15 protein-coding genes are annotated in these 17050 nt (G+C 62.3%); 9 read left to right on the top strand and 6 right to left on the bottom strand.

All coding sequences use genetic code 11. The features are described 5' to 3' along the window. Window positions 1-5 precede the first annotated feature (5 nt). The 3 genes from KHP07_RS19750 to KHP07_RS19740 all read left to right on the top strand — a co-directional run bounded on the left by KHP07_RS19750 (window position 6) and on the right by KHP07_RS19740 (window position 2940). Window positions 6-1001 carry a hypothetical protein gene (locus KHP07_RS19750; protein WP_214497838.1) on the top strand — a complete coding sequence of 332 codons (996 nt, stop codon included), beginning with the start codon at window positions 6-8 and terminating at the stop codon, window positions 999-1001. A 2-nt stretch (window positions 1002-1003) separates the two neighbouring features. Then, window positions 1004-1384, top strand: a complete 381-nt coding sequence (locus KHP07_RS19745; RefSeq protein WP_099492982.1) for a hypothetical protein — start codon at window positions 1004-1006, stop codon at window positions 1382-1384. A gap of 113 nt (window positions 1385-1497) precedes the next feature. Further along, window positions 1498-2940, top strand: coding sequence for a hypothetical protein (locus KHP07_RS19740; RefSeq protein ID WP_214497837.1), 1443 nt, complete (start codon window positions 1498-1500; stop codon window positions 2938-2940). Window positions 2941-2988: 48 nt separating this feature from the next. Here KHP07_RS19740 and KHP07_RS19735 read toward each other — a convergent pair whose 3' ends face one another. After that, complete coding sequence (locus tag KHP07_RS19735) at window positions 2989-4089, bottom strand: SMP-30/gluconolactonase/LRE family protein (protein WP_214497836.1); 1101 nt, start codon at window positions 4087-4089, stop codon at window positions 2989-2991. Beyond that, window positions 4086-4763 (bottom strand): sterol desaturase family protein, encoded by a 678-nt coding sequence (locus tag KHP07_RS19730; RefSeq protein ID WP_214497835.1) that lies wholly within the window; start codon window positions 4761-4763, stop codon window positions 4086-4088. The genes KHP07_RS19735 and KHP07_RS19730 overlap by 4 nt, the downstream gene beginning before the upstream one ends. Before the next feature lie 294 nt (window positions 4764-5057). Between KHP07_RS19730 and KHP07_RS19725 the strand changes: the two genes are divergently transcribed. The 6 genes from KHP07_RS19725 to KHP07_RS19700 all read left to right on the top strand — a co-directional run bounded on the left by KHP07_RS19725 (window position 5058) and on the right by KHP07_RS19700 (window position 12009). After that, window positions 5058-5981 (top strand): substrate-binding domain-containing protein, encoded by a 924-nt coding sequence (locus tag KHP07_RS19725; protein ID WP_214497834.1) that lies wholly within the window; start codon window positions 5058-5060, stop codon window positions 5979-5981. Between the two features lie 63 nt (window positions 5982-6044). After that, the gene (locus tag KHP07_RS19720; protein WP_214497833.1) at window positions 6045-7553 is read left to right on the top strand and encodes a sugar ABC transporter ATP-binding protein; all 1509 of its coding nucleotides are present in this window, start codon (window positions 6045-6047) and stop codon (window positions 7551-7553) included. Then, entirely contained in the window at window positions 7519-8511 is a 993-nt protein-coding gene (locus KHP07_RS19715) for an ABC transporter permease (RefSeq protein WP_078049333.1), read from the top strand. Before KHP07_RS19720 ends, KHP07_RS19715 begins: the two co-directional genes overlap by 35 nt. 22 nt (window positions 8512-8533) lie before the next feature. Continuing rightward, window positions 8534-9613 (top strand): alcohol dehydrogenase catalytic domain-containing protein, encoded by a 1080-nt coding sequence (locus KHP07_RS19710; protein WP_214497832.1) that lies wholly within the window; start codon window positions 8534-8536, stop codon window positions 9611-9613. Window positions 9614-9615: 2 nt separating this feature from the next. Next, complete coding sequence (locus KHP07_RS19705) at window positions 9616-11148, top strand: FGGY-family carbohydrate kinase (RefSeq protein WP_214497831.1); 1533 nt, start codon at window positions 9616-9618, stop codon at window positions 11146-11148. Window positions 11149-11283: 135 nt separating this feature from the next. After that, complete coding sequence (locus KHP07_RS19700) at window positions 11284-12009, top strand: SDR family oxidoreductase (protein WP_099492975.1); 726 nt, start codon at window positions 11284-11286, stop codon at window positions 12007-12009. Here KHP07_RS19700 and KHP07_RS19695 read toward each other — a convergent pair. The 4 genes from KHP07_RS19695 to KHP07_RS19680 form a co-directional block, all read right to left on the bottom strand. Then, window positions 12006-13010, bottom strand: coding sequence for a LacI family DNA-binding transcriptional regulator (locus tag KHP07_RS19695; RefSeq protein WP_078049329.1), 1005 nt, complete (start codon window positions 13008-13010; stop codon window positions 12006-12008). The two genes, KHP07_RS19700 and KHP07_RS19695, sit on opposite strands and share 4 nt — an antisense overlap. Window positions 13011-13068: 58 nt before the next feature. Continuing rightward, window positions 13069-13932 carry a LysR family transcriptional regulator gene (locus KHP07_RS19690; protein WP_078049328.1) on the bottom strand — a complete coding sequence of 288 codons (864 nt, stop codon included), beginning with the start codon at window positions 13930-13932 and terminating at the stop codon, window positions 13069-13071. A 443-nt stretch (window positions 13933-14375) separates the two neighbouring features. Beyond that, window positions 14376-15779, bottom strand: a complete 1404-nt coding sequence (locus tag KHP07_RS19685) for an amidase (RefSeq protein ID WP_214497830.1) — start codon at window positions 15777-15779, stop codon at window positions 14376-14378. After that, the gene (locus tag KHP07_RS19680) at window positions 15776-17044 is read right to left on the bottom strand and encodes a Zn-dependent hydrolase (RefSeq protein WP_214497829.1); all 1269 of its coding nucleotides are present in this window, start codon (window positions 17042-17044) and stop codon (window positions 15776-15778) included. Before KHP07_RS19680 ends, KHP07_RS19685 begins: the two co-directional genes overlap by 4 nt. Between the last annotated feature and the right edge of the window lie 6 nt (window positions 17045-17050).

Here is a 17050-nt window from a genome sequence, read left to right as displayed (position 1 = left end):
GAAGCATGGCGCAGAGCTTTATCAACGAGCGCGCGACGGACTACCAGAGTTTGAAAAACCGGGTGATGGGCGGCGCCCTGAGCCGCCAGCGTTCCGCTCATTTTGATGTGCTGAACCGGCACCTGCGCCCCGGCTTGGTAGCGCCGGGGCAACTGGTGATTATTCCCGAAAACCAGAGCTTGAATTGTTCGGTCGAGGAGGCCTGGTTGATGCGGCATGCCGAGCAGGTAAGTCGTCACTTGGAGAGGCGTGCAGCGGCCGGTACGGCGGTGATCGACAACTATGACTTGCTGCAGAGTTTCATGGCGAAGGGCTCGATTGGCATCGGCAGTGCGACGTCGGCCTGGGCGCGGCATCTGGAAGAGGTAGCGCAAACATTGGAAGACATCGAGCGCTTGCATCAGCGGTTGAAAGACGGTGCTTTAGACAGGGCAGCGTTTATCCAGCAGCGCCAGGCGTTGTTTCGGCGGCTGGAAGTGCAACTGCAAGGCGCGGCGCGGTTGGGCACGGGGTTGCAGGGCAATGAGTCGTTGAAAAAGGTGTTGGGCCTGTCGACCAAGAGCTATCTGCATAAAGGTGAGATTGCGGGGTATGCGAAGCGGATGCGGGAGATTGCGCAGATGTCGAAGTGGTTGGGCAAAGGGACTTATGTGGGGTTGGCGCTGGATGTGGGGGTGGCGGGGTTGGAGATCAAGGAGGCGTGTGTGGAGGGGAGGGAGGCGCAGTGTAGAAGGGCGAAGTATGTGGAGACGGGGCGGTTGGTGGGGGGAGTGTCGGGGGCCGCGGTAGGAGGAAAGTACGGTGCCAAACTTGCGATTCGTGGTTGTCGCATGTTTTTGGGGATTGCGATGAAGGGGCGCGGTGAGCTTGCATGCGCAATTATTGGCGGCGCTGCGGGTGGTCAGACCGTAGGTAATGCTCTTAGTCATGAAACTGCTTTATTGGGTGGAAAGATCCAAGACGCCAATGGGGATGTGATCTTTGTGCCGGAGGGAGCTTAACCGTGTCGTTTTTTCTTGCTTTCACCCTTGTGCATTTTGCAGGAGTGTTTGTCGTTTTGGGGCTGGGTTTTTTTGTCGAATACACAAAGCTCGACGAGGTGGAGAGTTACTTCAGCCAAAACGAAATGGTCTGCGGCAACAAGCGATTTTGGAGCCGAAACCGTTGGATCGACAGGCAATATCGCATGATGCTGATTGCTGAAATGCTTTCAGATTCAAAGCGCCATCTGAAAGCTGGGGTGGTGACTGAGGCGGAGCTGGCTTCCATTCCCATATCGCTTAAGCGCTGGGTAGTTTGGCCCTATTACCTTGGGTTCATGTGGTTGATTGCAACAGCGGTCTGGAGCTTCTGGCGCTGGTGGTGTGACATTCCCATTCCATAGAAATTGAAATTTTTTCAAAAAATACTGTACATCCATCCAGTTATATCCTAGATTCCATCCCAGGTGACCGGATGTCACCTGAGCTTCACTTTTTAACTATGGATGGATAAAAAATGAAATCGAAAAAAGCCTTTATGCTGGGCGCGGCCATGGCGGCCTCCTGCTTCGTTTCGGCCTTTGCCCTGGCCGAGCAAACCCCTCAGAAACTCAGCGCCGAAGCGGTCAAACAGGCCGTGGACAAAGCGCTCAAATCCGGCGGCAAGCTGGACGCGGCTAAGGTGCCGGCCAGCCTCAAGCAAAAACTCCAGGCGGCCAAGACCGGTCAGTCCAAGGCCGTTACCCAGGCGGTCAAATCCGCGCCGTTCAACAGCGTGGTCGGCGAGTTGAAAAAGCCGAGCCAAGTCGAGCCGAAAAGCGCCGCCGTCGCTGACTTTGTACCGCTGTTCCCCACCTTGGATATCAACACCCTCTACACCATCAACGGTGTGGCCCAGGGTGAAGAGTTCGCGTACCACTTCAACCTCCCACATAATGCGCGGGTCCAGGTGCAACTGGTCAACCAGAGTGCGGGCACCGACATGTCGTTGACCCTGTTCCAGGACGACGGCCAGGGCAATTTGAGCGTGGTGGGCTCCGCTGATGCGGCGGGCAATACCGATGATTATCTCAACGGTGTTCTGCCGGCCGGTGATTACTATTGGTACATGGTCGCCAAGGTCGCCAACAATTCGCAGTTCAGTTTTGGCGTGGCGGTGGACACCAACATCGATGCCTACGAGCCTAATGACACGCCACAAACGGCCTTTGTGCTGCCGGACTCGATGAACAAGGTCACCGGCAACCTCGACAACGCCAACGACGTCGACTACTTCGACTTCAAGGCCGTCCGTGGCCAGAGCGTGAGCATGTACCTGGCCGGTGACGCGAGTGGCAGCCGTAACCAGTGGATTTTCGACCGTTTTGATGGTGTCAACTGGGTTACGGTTCCTGCTGGCTCGACCTCGACCTACCCGAGTGTCACCCCGGGCACCACCGTGAAGGTGCGTGTGCGGGCCAATCCGGCTGTGGTTCAGGACCCGACCAAGCACTACCAACTGAGCCTCGGCTCCACGCCGCGGCTGAACACGTCGGATGTGAAGGGTGACAACGTCGTGCGGGTGCCCGCGTCGATATTCTGGATGGCGACCCAGGCCGCACGTACAGTGAACTGGACCACCAACTGGTCCGACTCCACGGGTGCACCGCTGCTGGGCGTTACGCCGGTGCTGCGCATCGATAAACACTTCGAAGGTGCCGATTTCAATTGGACCGACTTCAAGGCCACCACCAACAGTGCGGGTAACTCCCTGGCCAGTGCGGCTATCGGTGACTGCTTTGGCGAGTACCGTGTGCAGTATCCAGACAGCAGCACCGGTGTGACGTACACCTGGGACACCACCTTCAACTTCGGCGGCTGGCGTATCGAGTTGGATGAGTTCCCTGGTGTGGGTGTGGGAGGCGAGAATGTGCCTTACGTAACGTTCGGGCATATCTGCACCCAGAACATCGTTCACTGATACAACGGCGTCAGTGAAGAGGGGCAGCCTGACGAGGCTGCCCCTTTTCTATTCTCCCGCCAATGCCAGCGCCAACGGCAATCGCGCCATGCTCGTGCTCTTCAATGAACCCAGGTACAACCAGTCGCCATACTCGCGCGCGGTGGTGATGGGTGAGTAGTTGCCGGCACTGCCATCCTGCAGGTTGGCGATGACCTTGCCCTCGGTATCCAGCCCCAGCACGAAGGCTTTGCGCTCGATGGGCTTGGGCACCACCATCAGCGCGCGCACCATCACCTTGCGCAGCAGAGGGTAGCCGGCAAAGCTGTCCAACAGCGGATTGCGCGGCGAGTAGAGCGCCACCCAGAAGCGGTCCTGCCCGTTGAAGCTGAGGTTGTCCGGCAGGCCCGGCAGGTTATCGATAAACAGATCATGGGTGCCGGCGTGCTCACCTTTGAGCCAGTAACGGCTGATGCGATAGGCACCGGTCTCATTCACCAGCACGTAGTGTTCATCCGGGCCCAAGGCGACGCCGTTGGCGAACTGCAGTTGGTCCAGCAAAACCTCGGTGGTGCCGTTGCTGAAGTCATAGCGCAACAGCCGACCGTCGCCGCCGTGCTCAATCACCGCCTCACCGTCCTGGCCGTAACCCCAGCGGCTCGAGGCGTCGCTGAAATAGGCATAACGCCCGCTGGCGTCCACGGTCACGTCATCGGTGAAACCCAGGGCGACGCCATTGGCGCTGGTGCTCAGGGTGGTCAGTTGGCGATCGGTCTCCAGCGCCAGCAAACCCTTGACCCCATCGGCAATGATCAAGCGCCCGTCCGGGTGCAGCGCCATGCCCAACGGCCGCCCACCGGTGTTGGCCAGCACTTCCAGGCTGCGGCTGTCGGGCGAGGTGCGGATGATGCGTCCGTCATGCAGGCCACTGATCAGGTAGCCCTGGGCATCCAACAGCAGGGCCTCGGGCCCGGCGATGTCCTGGGCGCCGATTTTCTGCACGCCTTTGAGGCGCTGGTTCTCGGCATAGGGGCCGTCCTTCATCGAGGGGGCCTTGGGCGGCGTCCAGTTCACCGGCTGGACTTTGGTGGGCATCAACAGCAAAAAGGCGATCACCGCCAGAAACAGCAAGAACAACAGATGACGCAGTTTTTTTGGACGGGTACTCATGACGATTCCTGGTTGTCGTGGGTGCGCGGCTCCCAGTGCAGGGTGCCGAACAGGTAATCCATCAGCGGGAGGACGATATTGAAATTGCGCCCCTGCATCAGCTCCCGGCGGTGATGCAGGGCGTGCAGTTGGTGCATCTGGCGCAACCACGGCAGGCGCGCCACCGGATGGTCGGCGGGCAGGTGCTCGCAGGCGTGAAACACTTCGTAAAGCAAATAACCGAGGATCATGCAGACGGCGAACAGCCCGGCAACGTTGGGGCTCCAGTGCTTGAGCAGCCACCAGGCGGGCAGGGTGATTGCCAGGCTGTGCAGCACGATCAGCCAGGCTGGGAACAGGATCACCCGCCAATCCCGGGGGCTGTCGTAGGTCATGTGGCCAGGGGTGAAGAAGCTGTGATGGTCGCCGGTGTGGCGCGCATAAAACAGCCGGGCCAACCCGTGTTTATGGTGGCCGAGGTGGCGGTGGACCAGGTAGATGCAGAGGTTGAAGAACACCAGGGTCAGCGGCACGGTCAGCCATTGCACAGCGCTGATCTGATGTGTGGATGACCAGGCCAGGGCGATGCACACGATGCAGTAGCCGAACACGAAACTGGCGTGCAGCCAAGGGTTGTAGTGGGGCGCGACAGTGGCGCGGTAACGGGCGCGGAAGGTCTCGGTGGGGTGGTCCATGGCCGGTTGCTCGGTGTTTTTTTATGGGAGTCTGAGCTTAGTTGGTGGTGGGGAATGTGCGAGTTTTTGCAGGCAGCGCACTACGCCTGTGGGAGCGGGGTTGCTCGCGAAGAGGGCGTGTCAGGCAAGGCATCAGGTGGCTGACCCTCCGCATTCGCGAGCAAGCCCGCTCCCACATTTTGATCGCGACCGACCAGCGGCCCCTTGCGCCCCTCTTATTTCCTTGCTAGTTTCTCGCAAAATGTTAACGATAACATTTGCTCTAACAATAAAAACAAAACAGAGAACCACGCCATGAAAATGCTCCCGAAAACCCTGTGTTTATTGGCTGTAAGCATCACCCTCGGCACTGTCTCCCCAGCATTCGCCGACGCTGCCAAGCCGATCCGCATCGGCGCGTCCTTCCAGGAAATCAACAACCCTTATTTCGTCACCATGAAAAACGCCCTCGAAGAAGCCGGGGCGACCATCGGCGCGAAATTGATCATCACCGACGCCCGCCACGACGTGTCCAAGCAGGTCAGTGACGTCGAAGACATGCTGCAAAAAGGCATCGATATCCTGCTGATCAACCCCACTGATTCGGTCGGCGTGCAATCGGCGGTCAAATCTGCCCACTCCGCCGGTGTCGTGGTCGTCGCGGTGGACGCCCAGGCCGACGGCCCGCTGGATTCCTTCGTCGGCTCGAAGAACTTTGACGCTGGCTTCCAGGCCTGTGAATACCTGGCCAAGAACATCGGCGACAAAGGCAATATCGCGATCCTCGACGGCATCGCCGTGGTGCCGATCCTGGAGCGTGTGCGCGGTTGCAAAGAGGCCGTGGCCAAGCACCCCGATATCAAGATCGTCAGCATCCAGAACGGCAAGCAGGAACGTGACCAGGCGCTGACCGTCACCGAGAACATGCTGCAAGCCCAGCCCACCCTCAAGGGCATTTTCAGCGTGAATGACAACGGCTCGCTCGGCGCGCTCTCGGCCATCGAGGCCAGCAGCCTGGACGTGAAGCTGGTCAGTGTCGACGGCGCGCCCGAAGCCATCAAGGCGATCCAGAAGCCCGGCAGCAAATTCATAGCCACCTCGGCCCAGTACCCGCGCGACCAGATTCGCCTTGCCCTGGGCATCGCCCTGGCCAAGAAGTGGGGCTCGCAAGTGCCGGCCACCATCCCGGTGGACATCACCCTGATCGACCAGGCCAAGGCCAAGGATTTCAGCTGGTAAATCACCCAGGCCCCACGCAATCCGTGGGGCCCAGGTCATCCTTCTGAATACGAGGTCGGCGGTATGAGCAGTCTTCTGAAGCTGGAAAATATCTGTAAGCGTTACCCGGGCGTACAGGCCCTCAAGTCCATCAACTTAGAAGTCGAGCGCGGCGAGATCCACGCCTTGCTCGGGGAAAATGGCGCGGGCAAATCGACGCTGATGAAGATCCTCGGCGGCGTCGAGCATCAAGACGAGGGCCAGATCCTGATCGACGGCCAGCCCCGGCAATTCGCGACCTACCGTGATGCGATTGCCGCCGGCATCGGCATTGTGTTCCAGGAGTTCAGCCTGATTCCCTACCTCACTGCTGTGGAAAACATCTTCCTCGGCCATGAGCTGAGCAACCGCTTCGGCCTGTTGCGCAAGCGCGAAATGGTCGAGGCCAGCGAGGCCTTGTTCAAGCGCCTCGGCGTGACCATCGACCTGCAATGCGCGGTCAAGCACCTGAGCGTGGCCGAACAGCAGTTTGTCGAAATCGCCAAGGCCCTGGCCCTGGATGCGCGCCTGTTGGTGCTGGATGAACCCACCGCGACGCTGACGCCCAGCGAGGCCGAGCTGCTGTTCGAGATCATGCGCGAGCTCAAGCGCCAGGGCGTGGCGGTGATTTTCATCTCCCATCACCTGGAGGAAATTTTCCAGGTGTGTGACCGCATCAGCGTGTTGCGCGACGGCGGCAATGTGGGCGTCACCGACGTGGCCGACAGCGATATCGACCGGCTGGTCGAGATGATGGTCGGGCGCCGCCTGGAATGCAGTTTTCCACCCAAACCGAACAGCGAGCGCGGCCCGCTTTTGTTGGAGGTCAAGGACATCCAACTGGTGCGCAACGGTCCTCACAACAGCTTCCAGCTGCACAAGGGCGAGATCCTCGGGTTCGCCGGGCTGGTGGGCTCCGGTCGCACCGAACTGGCGTTGGGCATGATGGGGGCTCTGCCATCGGTGAGCAAAGACGTGTGGTTGCGCGGCGAGAAAATCACCCTCGACGACCCGGCCCAGGCCTTGGCGCATGGCATCGGCCTGCTGCCGGAAAGCCGCAAGAGCGAAGGGCTGATCACCGATTTCAGCATTCGCGAAAACATCTCCCTGAACAACCTGCCCAAGTACCAGAACGCCTCGGGCCTGATCGACAAAAGCCGCGAATGCGCCAGCGTCGAGGGCCTGATGAAACAACTGTCGATCAAGGCCCCCAGCAGTGAAAGCCGGGTGTTCAACCTCAGCGGCGGCAACCAGCAAAAGGTCGTGATCGCCCGTTGGATCAACCACCACTGCGACGTGCTGGTGTTCGACGAACCCACCCGTGGCATCGACGTGGGCGCCAAGGCGCAGATCTACACGCTGATGCGCAACCTCACCGAACAGGGCTACGCAATCATCATGATTTCCTCCGAGTTGCCGGAAATCATCGGCATGTGCGACCGCGTTGCCGTGTTCCACAAGGGCGCCATCGTCAAGCTGCTGGAAGCGTCCGCCGTCAATCCTCAAGAGGTCATGCGCCATGCAACAGGGGGCTCAAGTGAATACGTCCATTAGTACCGGCGACAACAGCCGGCTGCGCCTCAACCTGGCGCGGCTGGTGCGCTCGCCGGCCTTTTATCCGTTCGTGGGGCTGGTGGTGGTGACCCTGGTGATGATCCTCGCCAGCGACACCTTCCTGACCGCCAGCAACCTGTCGAACATTGCCCGCCAGGTGTCGATCAACGCGATTATCGCGGTGGGCATGACCTGCGTGATCCTCACGGGCGGCATCGATTTGTCGGTAGGGCCGGTGATGGCGTTGTCCGGCACGCTCACCGCCGGCCTGATGGTCGCGGGCTTGCCGCCGGGCCTGGCGATTGGCGCGGGGATGTTGATCGGCGTGGCCTTCGGCATCGGCAACGGCCTGTTCGTCGCCTACCTGCACATGCCGCCGATCATCGTCACCCTGGCGACCATGGGCATCGCCCGGGGCCTGGGCCTGATGTACACCGACGGCTACCCGATTTCCGGGTTGCCGGAGTGGTTTGGCTTCTTTGGTCGCCAGAGCTTGTTCGGCATCGAAGTGCCCATCCTGATCATGCTGATTACCTACGCCGCCGCCTATGTGCTGCTGCAACACACGCGCATCGGCCGCTACATCTACGCCATCGGCGGCAATGAAGAAGCGGTGCGCTTGTCCGGCGTGCGCGCGGCGCGCTTCAAGTTGCTGGTGTACGGCATCAGCGGCCTGACGGCGGCGATTGCCGGGCTGGTACTTACCTCACGCTTGATGAGCGGCCAGCCGAATGCCGGCGTGTCGTTCGAGCTGGATGCGATTGCCGCCGTGGTGCTCGGCGGTGCGTCGATCGCCGGTGGGCGTGGCGTGATCGTCGGCACCTTGCTTGGCGCCATGCTGCTCGGCGTATTGAACAACGGACTGAACATGCTCGGCGTTTCGCCCTACGTCCAGAGCGTGATCAAGGGCGGGATCATTTTGCTGGCGATTTTCATCAGCCGTCAGCGCCATAAATAAACTCAAGACAGGACCTAACACCATGGACAAGCACACCCAAATGCAAGCCGTCGTTTGCCACGGCCCCAAAGACTATCGCCTGGAGCGCATCGGCAAACCCCAGGCGCGCGCCAATGAACTGGTGATCCGCATCGCCGCCTGTGGCATTTGCGCCAGTGACTGCAAGTGCCACTCCGGCGCGGCGATGTTCTGGGGTGGCGACAACCCGTGGGTCAAGGCGCCGGTGGTGCCGGGGCACGAGTTTTTCGGCTATGTGGTGGAGGCGGGCGAGGGCGCCGAAGAGCACTTTGAAGTCGCGGTAGGCGACAAGGTGATCGCCGAGCAGATCGTGCCCTGCGGCAAGTGCCGCTTCTGCAAATCCGGCAAGTACTGGATGTGCGAAGTGCACAACATCTTCGGCTTCCAGCGCGAAGTCGCCGAAGGCGGCATGGCCCAGTACATGCGGATCCCCAAGACCGCCATCGTGCACAAGATTCCCGAGTCGGTGTCGCTGGAAGACTCGGCACTGGTGGAACCGATGGCGTGTTCGATCCACACCGTCAACCGTGGCGATATCCAGCTCGACGACGTGGTGGTGATCGCCGGCGCCGGCACCCTCGGCCTGTGCATGGTCCAGGTCGCCGCGCTGAAAACCCCGAAGAAACTGGTGGTGATCGACATGGTCGATGAGCGCCTGGAGCTGGCGAAGACATTCGGCGCCGATGTGGTGATCAACCCGTCGCGCGACAACGCCCGCGAGATCATCAACGGCCTCACCGACAACTATGGCTGCGACGTCTACATCGAAACCACCGGCGTGCCGGCCGGCGTGACCCAGGGCCTGGATTTGATCCGCAAGCTCGGGCGTTTTGTCGAGTTCAGCGTGTTTGGCGCCGAGACCAGCGTCGACTGGTCGATCATCGGTGACCGCAAGGAGTTGGACGTACGTGGCGCGCACCTCGGCCCCTATTGCTACCCCGTTGCCATCGACCTGTTCGAGCGCGGCCTGGTCACCTCCAAAGGTATCGTCACCCATGACTTCCCGCTGGACGATTGGGCCGAAGCCTTCGAGCTGGCCAACTCGACCAAATCGATCAAGGTGCTGCTGAAGCCGGTGGTCTGAGCATGAACTACGTGATGGGGGTCGACATAGGAACCCAGAGTACCAAGGCGCTGCTGGTGGATGCCCATGGCACGATCATCGCCCAGCACAGCCAGGGGTATCGTGTGGATACCCCGAAAGTGCGCTGGGCCGAGCAATGGCCGCAGGTCTGGCTCGATGCGGTCGAGGCGTGCGTGGCGCAGTGCATGGCCAAGGCCGGCGTGGCCAAGGATCACGTGAAGGCCCTGTGCATCAGCAGCCTGTATGGCGGTTCGGGGATTGCGGTGGATGCGCAGCTCACACCGCTGCACCCGTGCCTGATCTGGATGGACCGCCGTGCCGGCGAGCAGGTGGCCTGGGTACGCGAGCACGTAGACCTGGAGCGGCTGTTCGCGGTCACCGGCAACTCGGTGGACAGCTACTACGGCTTCACCAAGATGCTCTGGCTCAAGCAGCACCAGCCAGAGGTGTGGGCGAAAACCCGTTACTTGCTGCCGCCCAACAGCTACATCAACTGGTGCCTCACCGGAGAGCTGGCGGTGGACCATAGCAGCGCCGGCAATATCGGCGGTGTCTATGACGTAAAGGCGCGTGGCTGGTCTGCCGAGATGCTCGATGCGCTGGGCATACCGCAAGCGATGATGCCGGAGCGGCTGGTGTATTCCGCAGAAGTCGTAGGCGGGTTGCTGGAGACGTGGGCAGCGCGCTTGGGGTTGCAGGCGGGTACGCCGATCCTGGCCGGTGGCGTTGATGCGGCCATGGCCACGTTGGCTGCGGGGGTGACCCAGCCGGGCAACCACGTGGCAATGATCGGCACCAGCATGTGTTGGGGCTACCTGAACCAACAGGTGGACGCCCATCACGGCTTGGTCAGCATGCCCCACGTCTACAACGGCCACCGTGACCTGTACATCTTTGGCGGTGCGATCACGGCCGGTGCGTCGGTGAGCTGGTTTCGCGAGCAGTTCTGCCAGGCCGAGGAGCAGCAGGCCAAGGCCACCGGCCAGGACAGCCTGGTGCTGCTGGAGCAGCGCGCGATGACGATTGCGGCGGGCAGCGAAGGCCTGTTGTTCCTGCCGTACCTGATGGGTGAACGCAGCCCGGTGTGGGATGACCGCGCCAGTGGCAGCTTTGTCGGCTTGAACCTCTACCACAGCCGCATTCACCTGTATCGCGCGGTGCTGGAGGGGGTGAGTTTGGCCTTGCGCCACAACATCGAAGCGGGCACGCGCGGCGCGCATTCCCTGGACCCACGCTTGATCGTGGTCGGTGGGGCAAGCCATTCGGACCTGTGGATGCAGATTATCGCGGATGTCACGCGGTACCCGGTGTACACCATTGTCCAGGAGGTGGAAGCGGCGCTGGGCGCGGCGTTGCTGGCGGCGCACACGGTGGGGTTGGTGAGTGATGGGGAGATGGACAAGGGGTGGGTGCAGTTGGCGTTGCGGGCTGAACCCAAGGCGGAAAATGTCGAGGCGTACGACCGTGCGTTCGGCGAGTACCTGAAGCTGTATCCGGCCCTGAAACCGATCATGCACAACCTGCAAACCAACTGACTCAACACAATCCCCTGTGGGAGCTGGCTTGCCTGCGATGGCGGTGTATCAGTACCAGATGGATTGGCTGACACTCCGCTATCGCAGGCAAGCCAGCTCCCACACGGGATCTTCATCGCCTATGGAACAGTGATCATGACCACCACTTTCAACTTCACCCACCAGCGCATCCTCGTCACCGGCGCCAGCAGCGGCATCGGCCGTGAAATCGCCCAACAGCTTATCGCCAGTGGCGCCGACGTCTTCGCCCTCGGCCGTGACGCGCAGGCCCTGGCTCAACTCGGCTGCCACACCCTGTGCCTGGACATCGCCGACAGCGCCGCCCTCGACAACGCCTTGAAGGACCTGCCGCCGCTGCACGGCCTGGTCAATTGCGCCGGCATCTCGCGGCTGGAGCCCGCCGCCGCTATCAGCGCCGACGCCTTCGACCAGGTGATGCACGTCAACGCCCGCGCCGCCGCCCAGGTCGGCAGCCGGGTAGCGGCGAAAATGATCGAAGCACACATCGCTGGCAGTATCGTCAATGTCTCCAGCCAGGCCTCACTGGTGGCCCTGGACGATCACCTCGGCTACTGCGCCTCCAAGGCCGCGCTGGATGCGATCACCCGCGTGCAGTGCGCCGAGTGGGGCCGCTTCGGTATTCGCGTCAACAGCGTCAACCCGACGGTCACGCTCACGCCGATGGCGGCCATGGCCTGGTCCGAGCCGGCCAAGCGCGACCCGGCGCTGGCGGCCATTCCACTGGGGCGTTTTGCTGAAACCGTCGAAGTGGCGTTGCCGGTGCTGTTCCTGCTGAGCAGCGCCGCCAGCATGATCAGCGGCGTCAGCCTGCCCATCGACGGCGGCTACACCAGCCGCTAGCCGTTTTCCAACTGGCCGGCGATCACCACCTTGTCCCGTGGCTTGTGCGGGTCTTCGAGGCGGTCGAGCAGCAGGCGTACCGCGCTGCTGCCGGCCAGGGATGCATCGTGGGCCACACAGGCGATAGGCACGCCGAAGATATCGGCGAAGGGCAGGCGGTCGATGCCGCAGATGGTCAGGCTGTCGTGGGGAATGTTGTGCATGCGCAACGCACGCAGGGCGCCCAGGGTGATCAACTGGTTGAAGCCCATGATCGCGTCTGGCGCCGAGTGTTCGGCCAGGTAGTCGAGGGTGTGCAGGTAGGACGGCATCAGCGTGTAGTCGCCGGCCTGTACTTCGACCTGCACCTGTGGGTGCTCGGCCAGCACTTCGCGCAGGCCCTTGAGGCGTTCGACGGTGATGCGCGAGTGCTCGGGGCCAGTCAGTACCAGCAGGCGCTTGAGGTCGGGCGTCTGGCGCAGCAGGTAGTGCGCGGCCTGGATGCCGCTGTGGTAGTTGTCGAGCACCACGCGGCTGAACGGGCTGTCGTGGATTGTGCGATCGAGCAGCACCACCGGCGTCTTGCCGTTGCCCAGGCGTTCGAGGTAATCGGGCTGGTAGCTCGGCTCATCCGAGACCGGCGACAGGATGATCCCGGCCACGCGGTAGCCCAACAGGGTATCCACGGCTTTGCTTTCCAGCTCTTCGAGCTCATCGGTGTCCACCAGCATGATGGTGTAGCCGTGCTGTTTGGCCTCGCGGGAAATCGCCTTGATCATTTCGCTGTAGAACGGGTTGTCGACGGACGCGGTGATCACGCCGATGATCAGGCTTTCACTGCGTTTGAGCCCGCGCGCGAAGGCATTGGGCACATAGTCCATTTCCCGCGCCACTTCGAGGATGCGCGCCAGGGTGGCCGGCTTGACCAGGTCGGGTTTGCTCAGTGCGCGGGACACCGTGATGGTGGTCATGCCGACCCGTTTGGCGATGTCGCTGATGGTGACGGACTTTTTCTTGTTCATCGGTAAGGCTGCGAAAGGAAACACCCGCAGGCTAGCATGCGCGACGGATATTGTTGCTTCAAATCAGCGGGTCCCAGCGCTGCGACCAGTCACTTTCGGCCTTGACCACCTCACGCAGCAACACCAGCGCCTGTTGCAACACCGCCGAATCCCGCGCCCGTGAATACACCACAAACGTGGGGAAGTTGAACTCTGGCGCCTTGGGCACGCGCTGCATCACGCCGCTGTCGAGGTAGCTTTGCACCACGCGGGTACGGAAATAGCCGGCGCCGCCGTTCTCCAGGATGTACTGCAGCGCCAACGGGCCAAGATTGAAACTCAACGCGGCGCGGGCCTTGTCGGGCAGGGCGGCGTCATGCTGCTGGCGAAAGCCCGGCCCCCAATCGATGTACACGTAGGGGGCCGGGTTGCTCACCAGTTGCACCAGGATCAGTTTTTCTTCCAGCACCTGCTCCACTTGCAAGCCGGGCCAGTACTGCGGCTGGAACACCAAGGCAGCGTCGAGCACGCCCAGTTCCAGCTGGCGCAACAGGTAGTCGCCTTCGCGCACTTCGGTACGCAGTGCATGGCCCGGGATGTGTTGGCGCAGGGCTTGGGCCCAGCCGAGCATCAACGGGTTGCACAGGCTGACCTCGCCGCCGATGTGCAGCACGTTGCGGTAGCCATCGGGCAGCGGCAGGTCGCGTTTTGCGGCTTCCCAGGTTTGCAGCAATTGGTTGGCGTATACCACGAAGGCCTCGCCGTCGGCGGTCAGCCTGGCGCCAGCGCGGTTACGGATGAACAGTGTGCTGCCTAGCTGGCTTTCGAGGCTTTTGACCCGCGCGGTGATGGCGGTCTGGGTGACGTGCAGTTTCTCGGCGGCTGCGGCCAGGCTGCCGCAGCGGGTGATTTCGAGGAAGGTGCGTGCCAGTTCGATGTCCATGAAGCCCCCCGGGGATGAATGGGGGACAGTGTAATGGAATGTGGTTGAAACTGTGGGAGGGGGATTGGCTGCGATGGCGGTGGTGCTGTGTACATATCCGTTATTTAGGTAACGGCTGCTATTGGTTCCGCCCTTACGGCGGGTCACTTTGGAAAAGAGCCCCAAAGTAACCAAAGGGCTCTTGCCCCAACACTCGGCACCTCGCCTAGGCTCGGTGTGCCCGTAATCCGACAGGTATTTGGGGGGCCGCCGCCACGCGCCATCCATGGCGCGGGGCGGCTAAACCGGCGTCCCTGCCGGTTTACCCCCCAAATCCCTGTCGAATTCCGGCCAGCGTGTTTGACGGGGCGCCTAAGATCAAGATCAAAAGCAAGAGCACGGCGGCCTGGTAGCCGACCTGAGTGGTTAGATCTGTAGGAGCCGGCTCCTACAGGGAGTGCCTTTCAGGTTGGGGTTTGTGGGGCTTGGAGGTGCTGGGTCGGGAAGGCCTTCGCGTAGGCGTGGCACACCCGCAACACCTGGTCGTCGGCAAACCGCGCGCCGACTACATGCAAGCCCACCGGCAAGCCATTCGCCGCCAACCCACACGGCACCGATGCCGCCGGCTGTTGGGTCAGGTTGAAGGGGTAGGTGAAGGGCGTCCACTGTGTCCATTCCTGTAAGCCGGAGCCGGGGGGGACGTCGTGCCCGGCGTCGAATGCGGTGATGGGCATCATCGGCGATACCAGTACATCGTAGTGCTCATGGAACGCTGCCATCCGCGCCACCAGGGCGGCGCGGGCTTCGAGGGCTGCGTTGAAGTCATCCAGGCTCAACCGCTCGCCGCGCTGGGCGATGCGCAGCAGGCCAGGGTCCAGCTGTTGTTTTTGTGCCTCGCTCATGGGCCCGGTCAGGCGTGCCGCGCCGGCTGCCCATAAGGTGCTGAACACCTCCAGGGGGTCACTGAAACCCGGGTCGATCTGCTCGACCTGCGCGCCCAGTTGCACCAGGCCTTGCACCGCCTGGGCGACCACCTTGGCCACCTGCGGGTCGACATCCACGTAACCGAAGTTGGGGCTGTAGGCCACGCGCAAGCCTTTCAAATCCGCTGCGCCCGACAGCCACGGTGTGGTGCGTGGCGCGCCGATCAAGCCATCGCGCGCGTCCGGCTGGGCGATGGTTTGCAGCATCAATACGCTGTCTTCCACCGTGCGGGTCATCGGCCCCAGGTGCGAGAGGATGGTCATGGAGCTGGCCGGCCATTGCGGCACATAACCGAAGGTCGGCTTGATCCCGAAAGTGCCGGTGAATGCACAGGGAATCCGGATCGAACCGCCCGCATCGCTGCCCTGGTGCAACACGCCGAGGTTCAACGCCGCCGCTGCCCCTGCGCCGCCGGACGAGCCCCCCGCCGTGGTGCGGGTGTCCCAGGGGTTGCGGGTGATGCCGTACAGCGGGTTGTCGGTGACGCCTTTCCAGCCGAATTCCGGGGTGGTGGTCTTGCCCAGCAGCACCGCGCCGGCCTTGCGCATAAAGGCCGGGAAGGGCGCGTCCACCTCCCACGGGCCTTCGGCCGATGTGGTGCGCGAGCCCTTGCGGGTTGGCATGCCGACGGTCAGCGTCAGGTCTTTGATCGACGCCGGCACACCGTCCAGCGCGCCGCAGGGTTGGCCGTTAAGCCAGCGTTGTTCCGACGCGCGCGCGGCGTTCAGCGCGCCTTCCGGGTCCACGTGGCAGTAGGCGTTCACCACCGGGTTGTAGCGTTCGATCCGCAGCAAGGCGTCTTCGGTGACCTCCACCGGCGACAAGGTCTTGTCGCGAAAATGCAGCAGCAGTTGCACTGCCGTCAGTTGGCCGATCTCACTCATGCGATTTCCCCCTGGGCTGCATTAACCATGGCCCGCAGTAATACCGCGCAGCCCGCCGCCAGGTCGTCCGGCGCGGCGTTTTCGATTTCGTTATGGCTGATGCCGCCTTCGCACGGCACGAAAATCATCCCGGCCGGGCCCAGCTCCGCGACAAAAATCGCGTCGTGCCCGGCGCCGCTGACGATGTCCATATGGCTCAAGCCCAAGGCCTCGGCACCTTCACGCACGGCGTTGACGCAGGCCGGGGCGAAGTCCAGCGGCGGGAAGTCGGCGGTAGGGGTCAGTTCGAACGTCAACCCGTGCCTGGCGGCCGTGGCTTCGATCACGCCGCGCACTTCATCGACCATGGCTTGCAGCGTGTCCGCGTGCAGGTGGCGCAGGTCGAGGGTCATGTGTACTTGGCCGGGAATCACGTTGCGCGAACCGGGGTGCAGGCTCAGGCAACCCACCGTGCCGCAGGCGTGGGGCTGCTGTTGATGGGCGATGCGGTTGACTGCGCTGACCACCTCGGCGGCGCCGACCAGGGCGTCCTTGCGCAGGTGCATCGGCGTCGGGCCGGCGTGGGCCTCGACGCCGGTGAAGGTCAGGTCGAACCACTTCTGGCCCAGGCAACCCATGACCACGCCAATGGTGGTGGCCTGGTCTTCCAGTACCGGGCCTTGTTCGATATGCGCTTCGAAGTAGGCACCGACCGGGTGGCCGAGCACGGCGCGGGAGCCGGCGTATCCGATGCGCTGCAATTCGGCGCCGACTGACAGGCCCTGGTCATCGAGCTTGTCGAGGGTGTCCTGCAAATCGAACTTACCGGCAAACACCCCGGAACCCATCATGCACGGCGGAAAACGCGAGCCTTCTTCGTTGGTCCACACCACTACTTCGATCGGCGCTTCGGTTTCAATCTTCAAATCATTCAGGGTGCGGATGACTTCCAGTCCCGCCATTACCCCGTAGCACCCGTCGAACTTGCCGCCGGTGGGTTGGGTGTCGATATGGCTGCCGGTCATCACCGGGGGCAGGGCCGGACTGCGCCCGGCACGGCGCGCAAAGATGTTACCGATGGCGTCAACGCTGACGCTGCACCCGGCGGCCTCGCACCATTGCACAAACAGGTCGCGGGCCTGGCGGTCGAGGTCGGTGAGGGCCAGGCGGCACACGCCGCCTTTTACCGTGGCGCCCAGTTGGGCCAGGTCCATCAGCGATTGCCACAGGCGGTCGCGGTTGATTAGCGGGGCGTTGCTCTTGAGCGGTTGCGCAAAACTATTCATCTGCAA

The organism is Pseudomonas sp. VS40, from assembly GCF_018587885.1.
Taxonomy (GTDB): Bacteria; Pseudomonadota; Gammaproteobacteria; order Pseudomonadales; family Pseudomonadaceae; genus Aquipseudomonas; species Aquipseudomonas pergaminensis.
The sequence above is the reverse complement of the archived record's forward strand: the minus strand, read 5'-3'. Positions and strand labels throughout refer to the sequence as shown.

What these genes read in the sequence shown, in the direction of transcription:
- KHP07_RS19750 (WP_214497838.1), top strand. Translation starts at nt 6, where the DNA reads ATGGCGCAGAGCTTTATCAACGAGCGCGCGACGGACTACCAGAGTTTG.
- KHP07_RS19740 (WP_214497837.1), top strand. Translation starts at nt 1,498, where the DNA reads ATGAAATCGAAAAAAGCCTTTATGCTGGGCGCGGCCATGGCGGCCTCC.
- KHP07_RS19735 (WP_214497836.1), bottom strand. Translation starts at nt 4,089, where the DNA reads ATGAGTACCCGTCCAAAAAAACTGCGTCATCTGTTGTTCTTGCTGTTT.
- KHP07_RS19730 (WP_214497835.1), bottom strand. Translation starts at nt 4,763, where the DNA reads ATGGACCACCCCACCGAGACCTTCCGCGCCCGTTACCGCGCCACTGTC.
- KHP07_RS19725 (WP_214497834.1), top strand. Translation starts at nt 5,058, where the DNA reads ATGAAAATGCTCCCGAAAACCCTGTGTTTATTGGCTGTAAGCATCACC.
- KHP07_RS19720 (WP_214497833.1), top strand. Translation starts at nt 6,045, where the DNA reads ATGAGCAGTCTTCTGAAGCTGGAAAATATCTGTAAGCGTTACCCGGGC.
- KHP07_RS19715 (WP_078049333.1), top strand. Translation starts at nt 7,519, where the DNA reads ATGCAACAGGGGGCTCAAGTGAATACGTCCATTAGTACCGGCGACAAC.
- KHP07_RS19710 (WP_214497832.1), top strand. Translation starts at nt 8,534, where the DNA reads ATGGACAAGCACACCCAAATGCAAGCCGTCGTTTGCCACGGCCCCAAA.
- KHP07_RS19705 (WP_214497831.1), top strand. Translation starts at nt 9,616, where the DNA reads ATGAACTACGTGATGGGGGTCGACATAGGAACCCAGAGTACCAAGGCG.
- KHP07_RS19700 (WP_099492975.1), top strand. Translation starts at nt 11,284, where the DNA reads ATGACCACCACTTTCAACTTCACCCACCAGCGCATCCTCGTCACCGGC.
- KHP07_RS19695 (WP_078049329.1), bottom strand. Translation starts at nt 13,010, where the DNA reads ATGAACAAGAAAAAGTCCGTCACCATCAGCGACATCGCCAAACGGGTC.
- KHP07_RS19690 (WP_078049328.1), bottom strand. Translation starts at nt 13,932, where the DNA reads ATGGACATCGAACTGGCACGCACCTTCCTCGAAATCACCCGCTGCGGC.
- KHP07_RS19685 (WP_214497830.1), bottom strand. Translation starts at nt 15,779, where the DNA reads ATGAGTGAGATCGGCCAACTGACGGCAGTGCAACTGCTGCTGCATTTT.
- KHP07_RS19680 (WP_214497829.1), bottom strand. Translation starts at nt 17,044, where the DNA reads ATGAATAGTTTTGCGCAACCGCTCAAGAGCAACGCCCCGCTAATCAAC.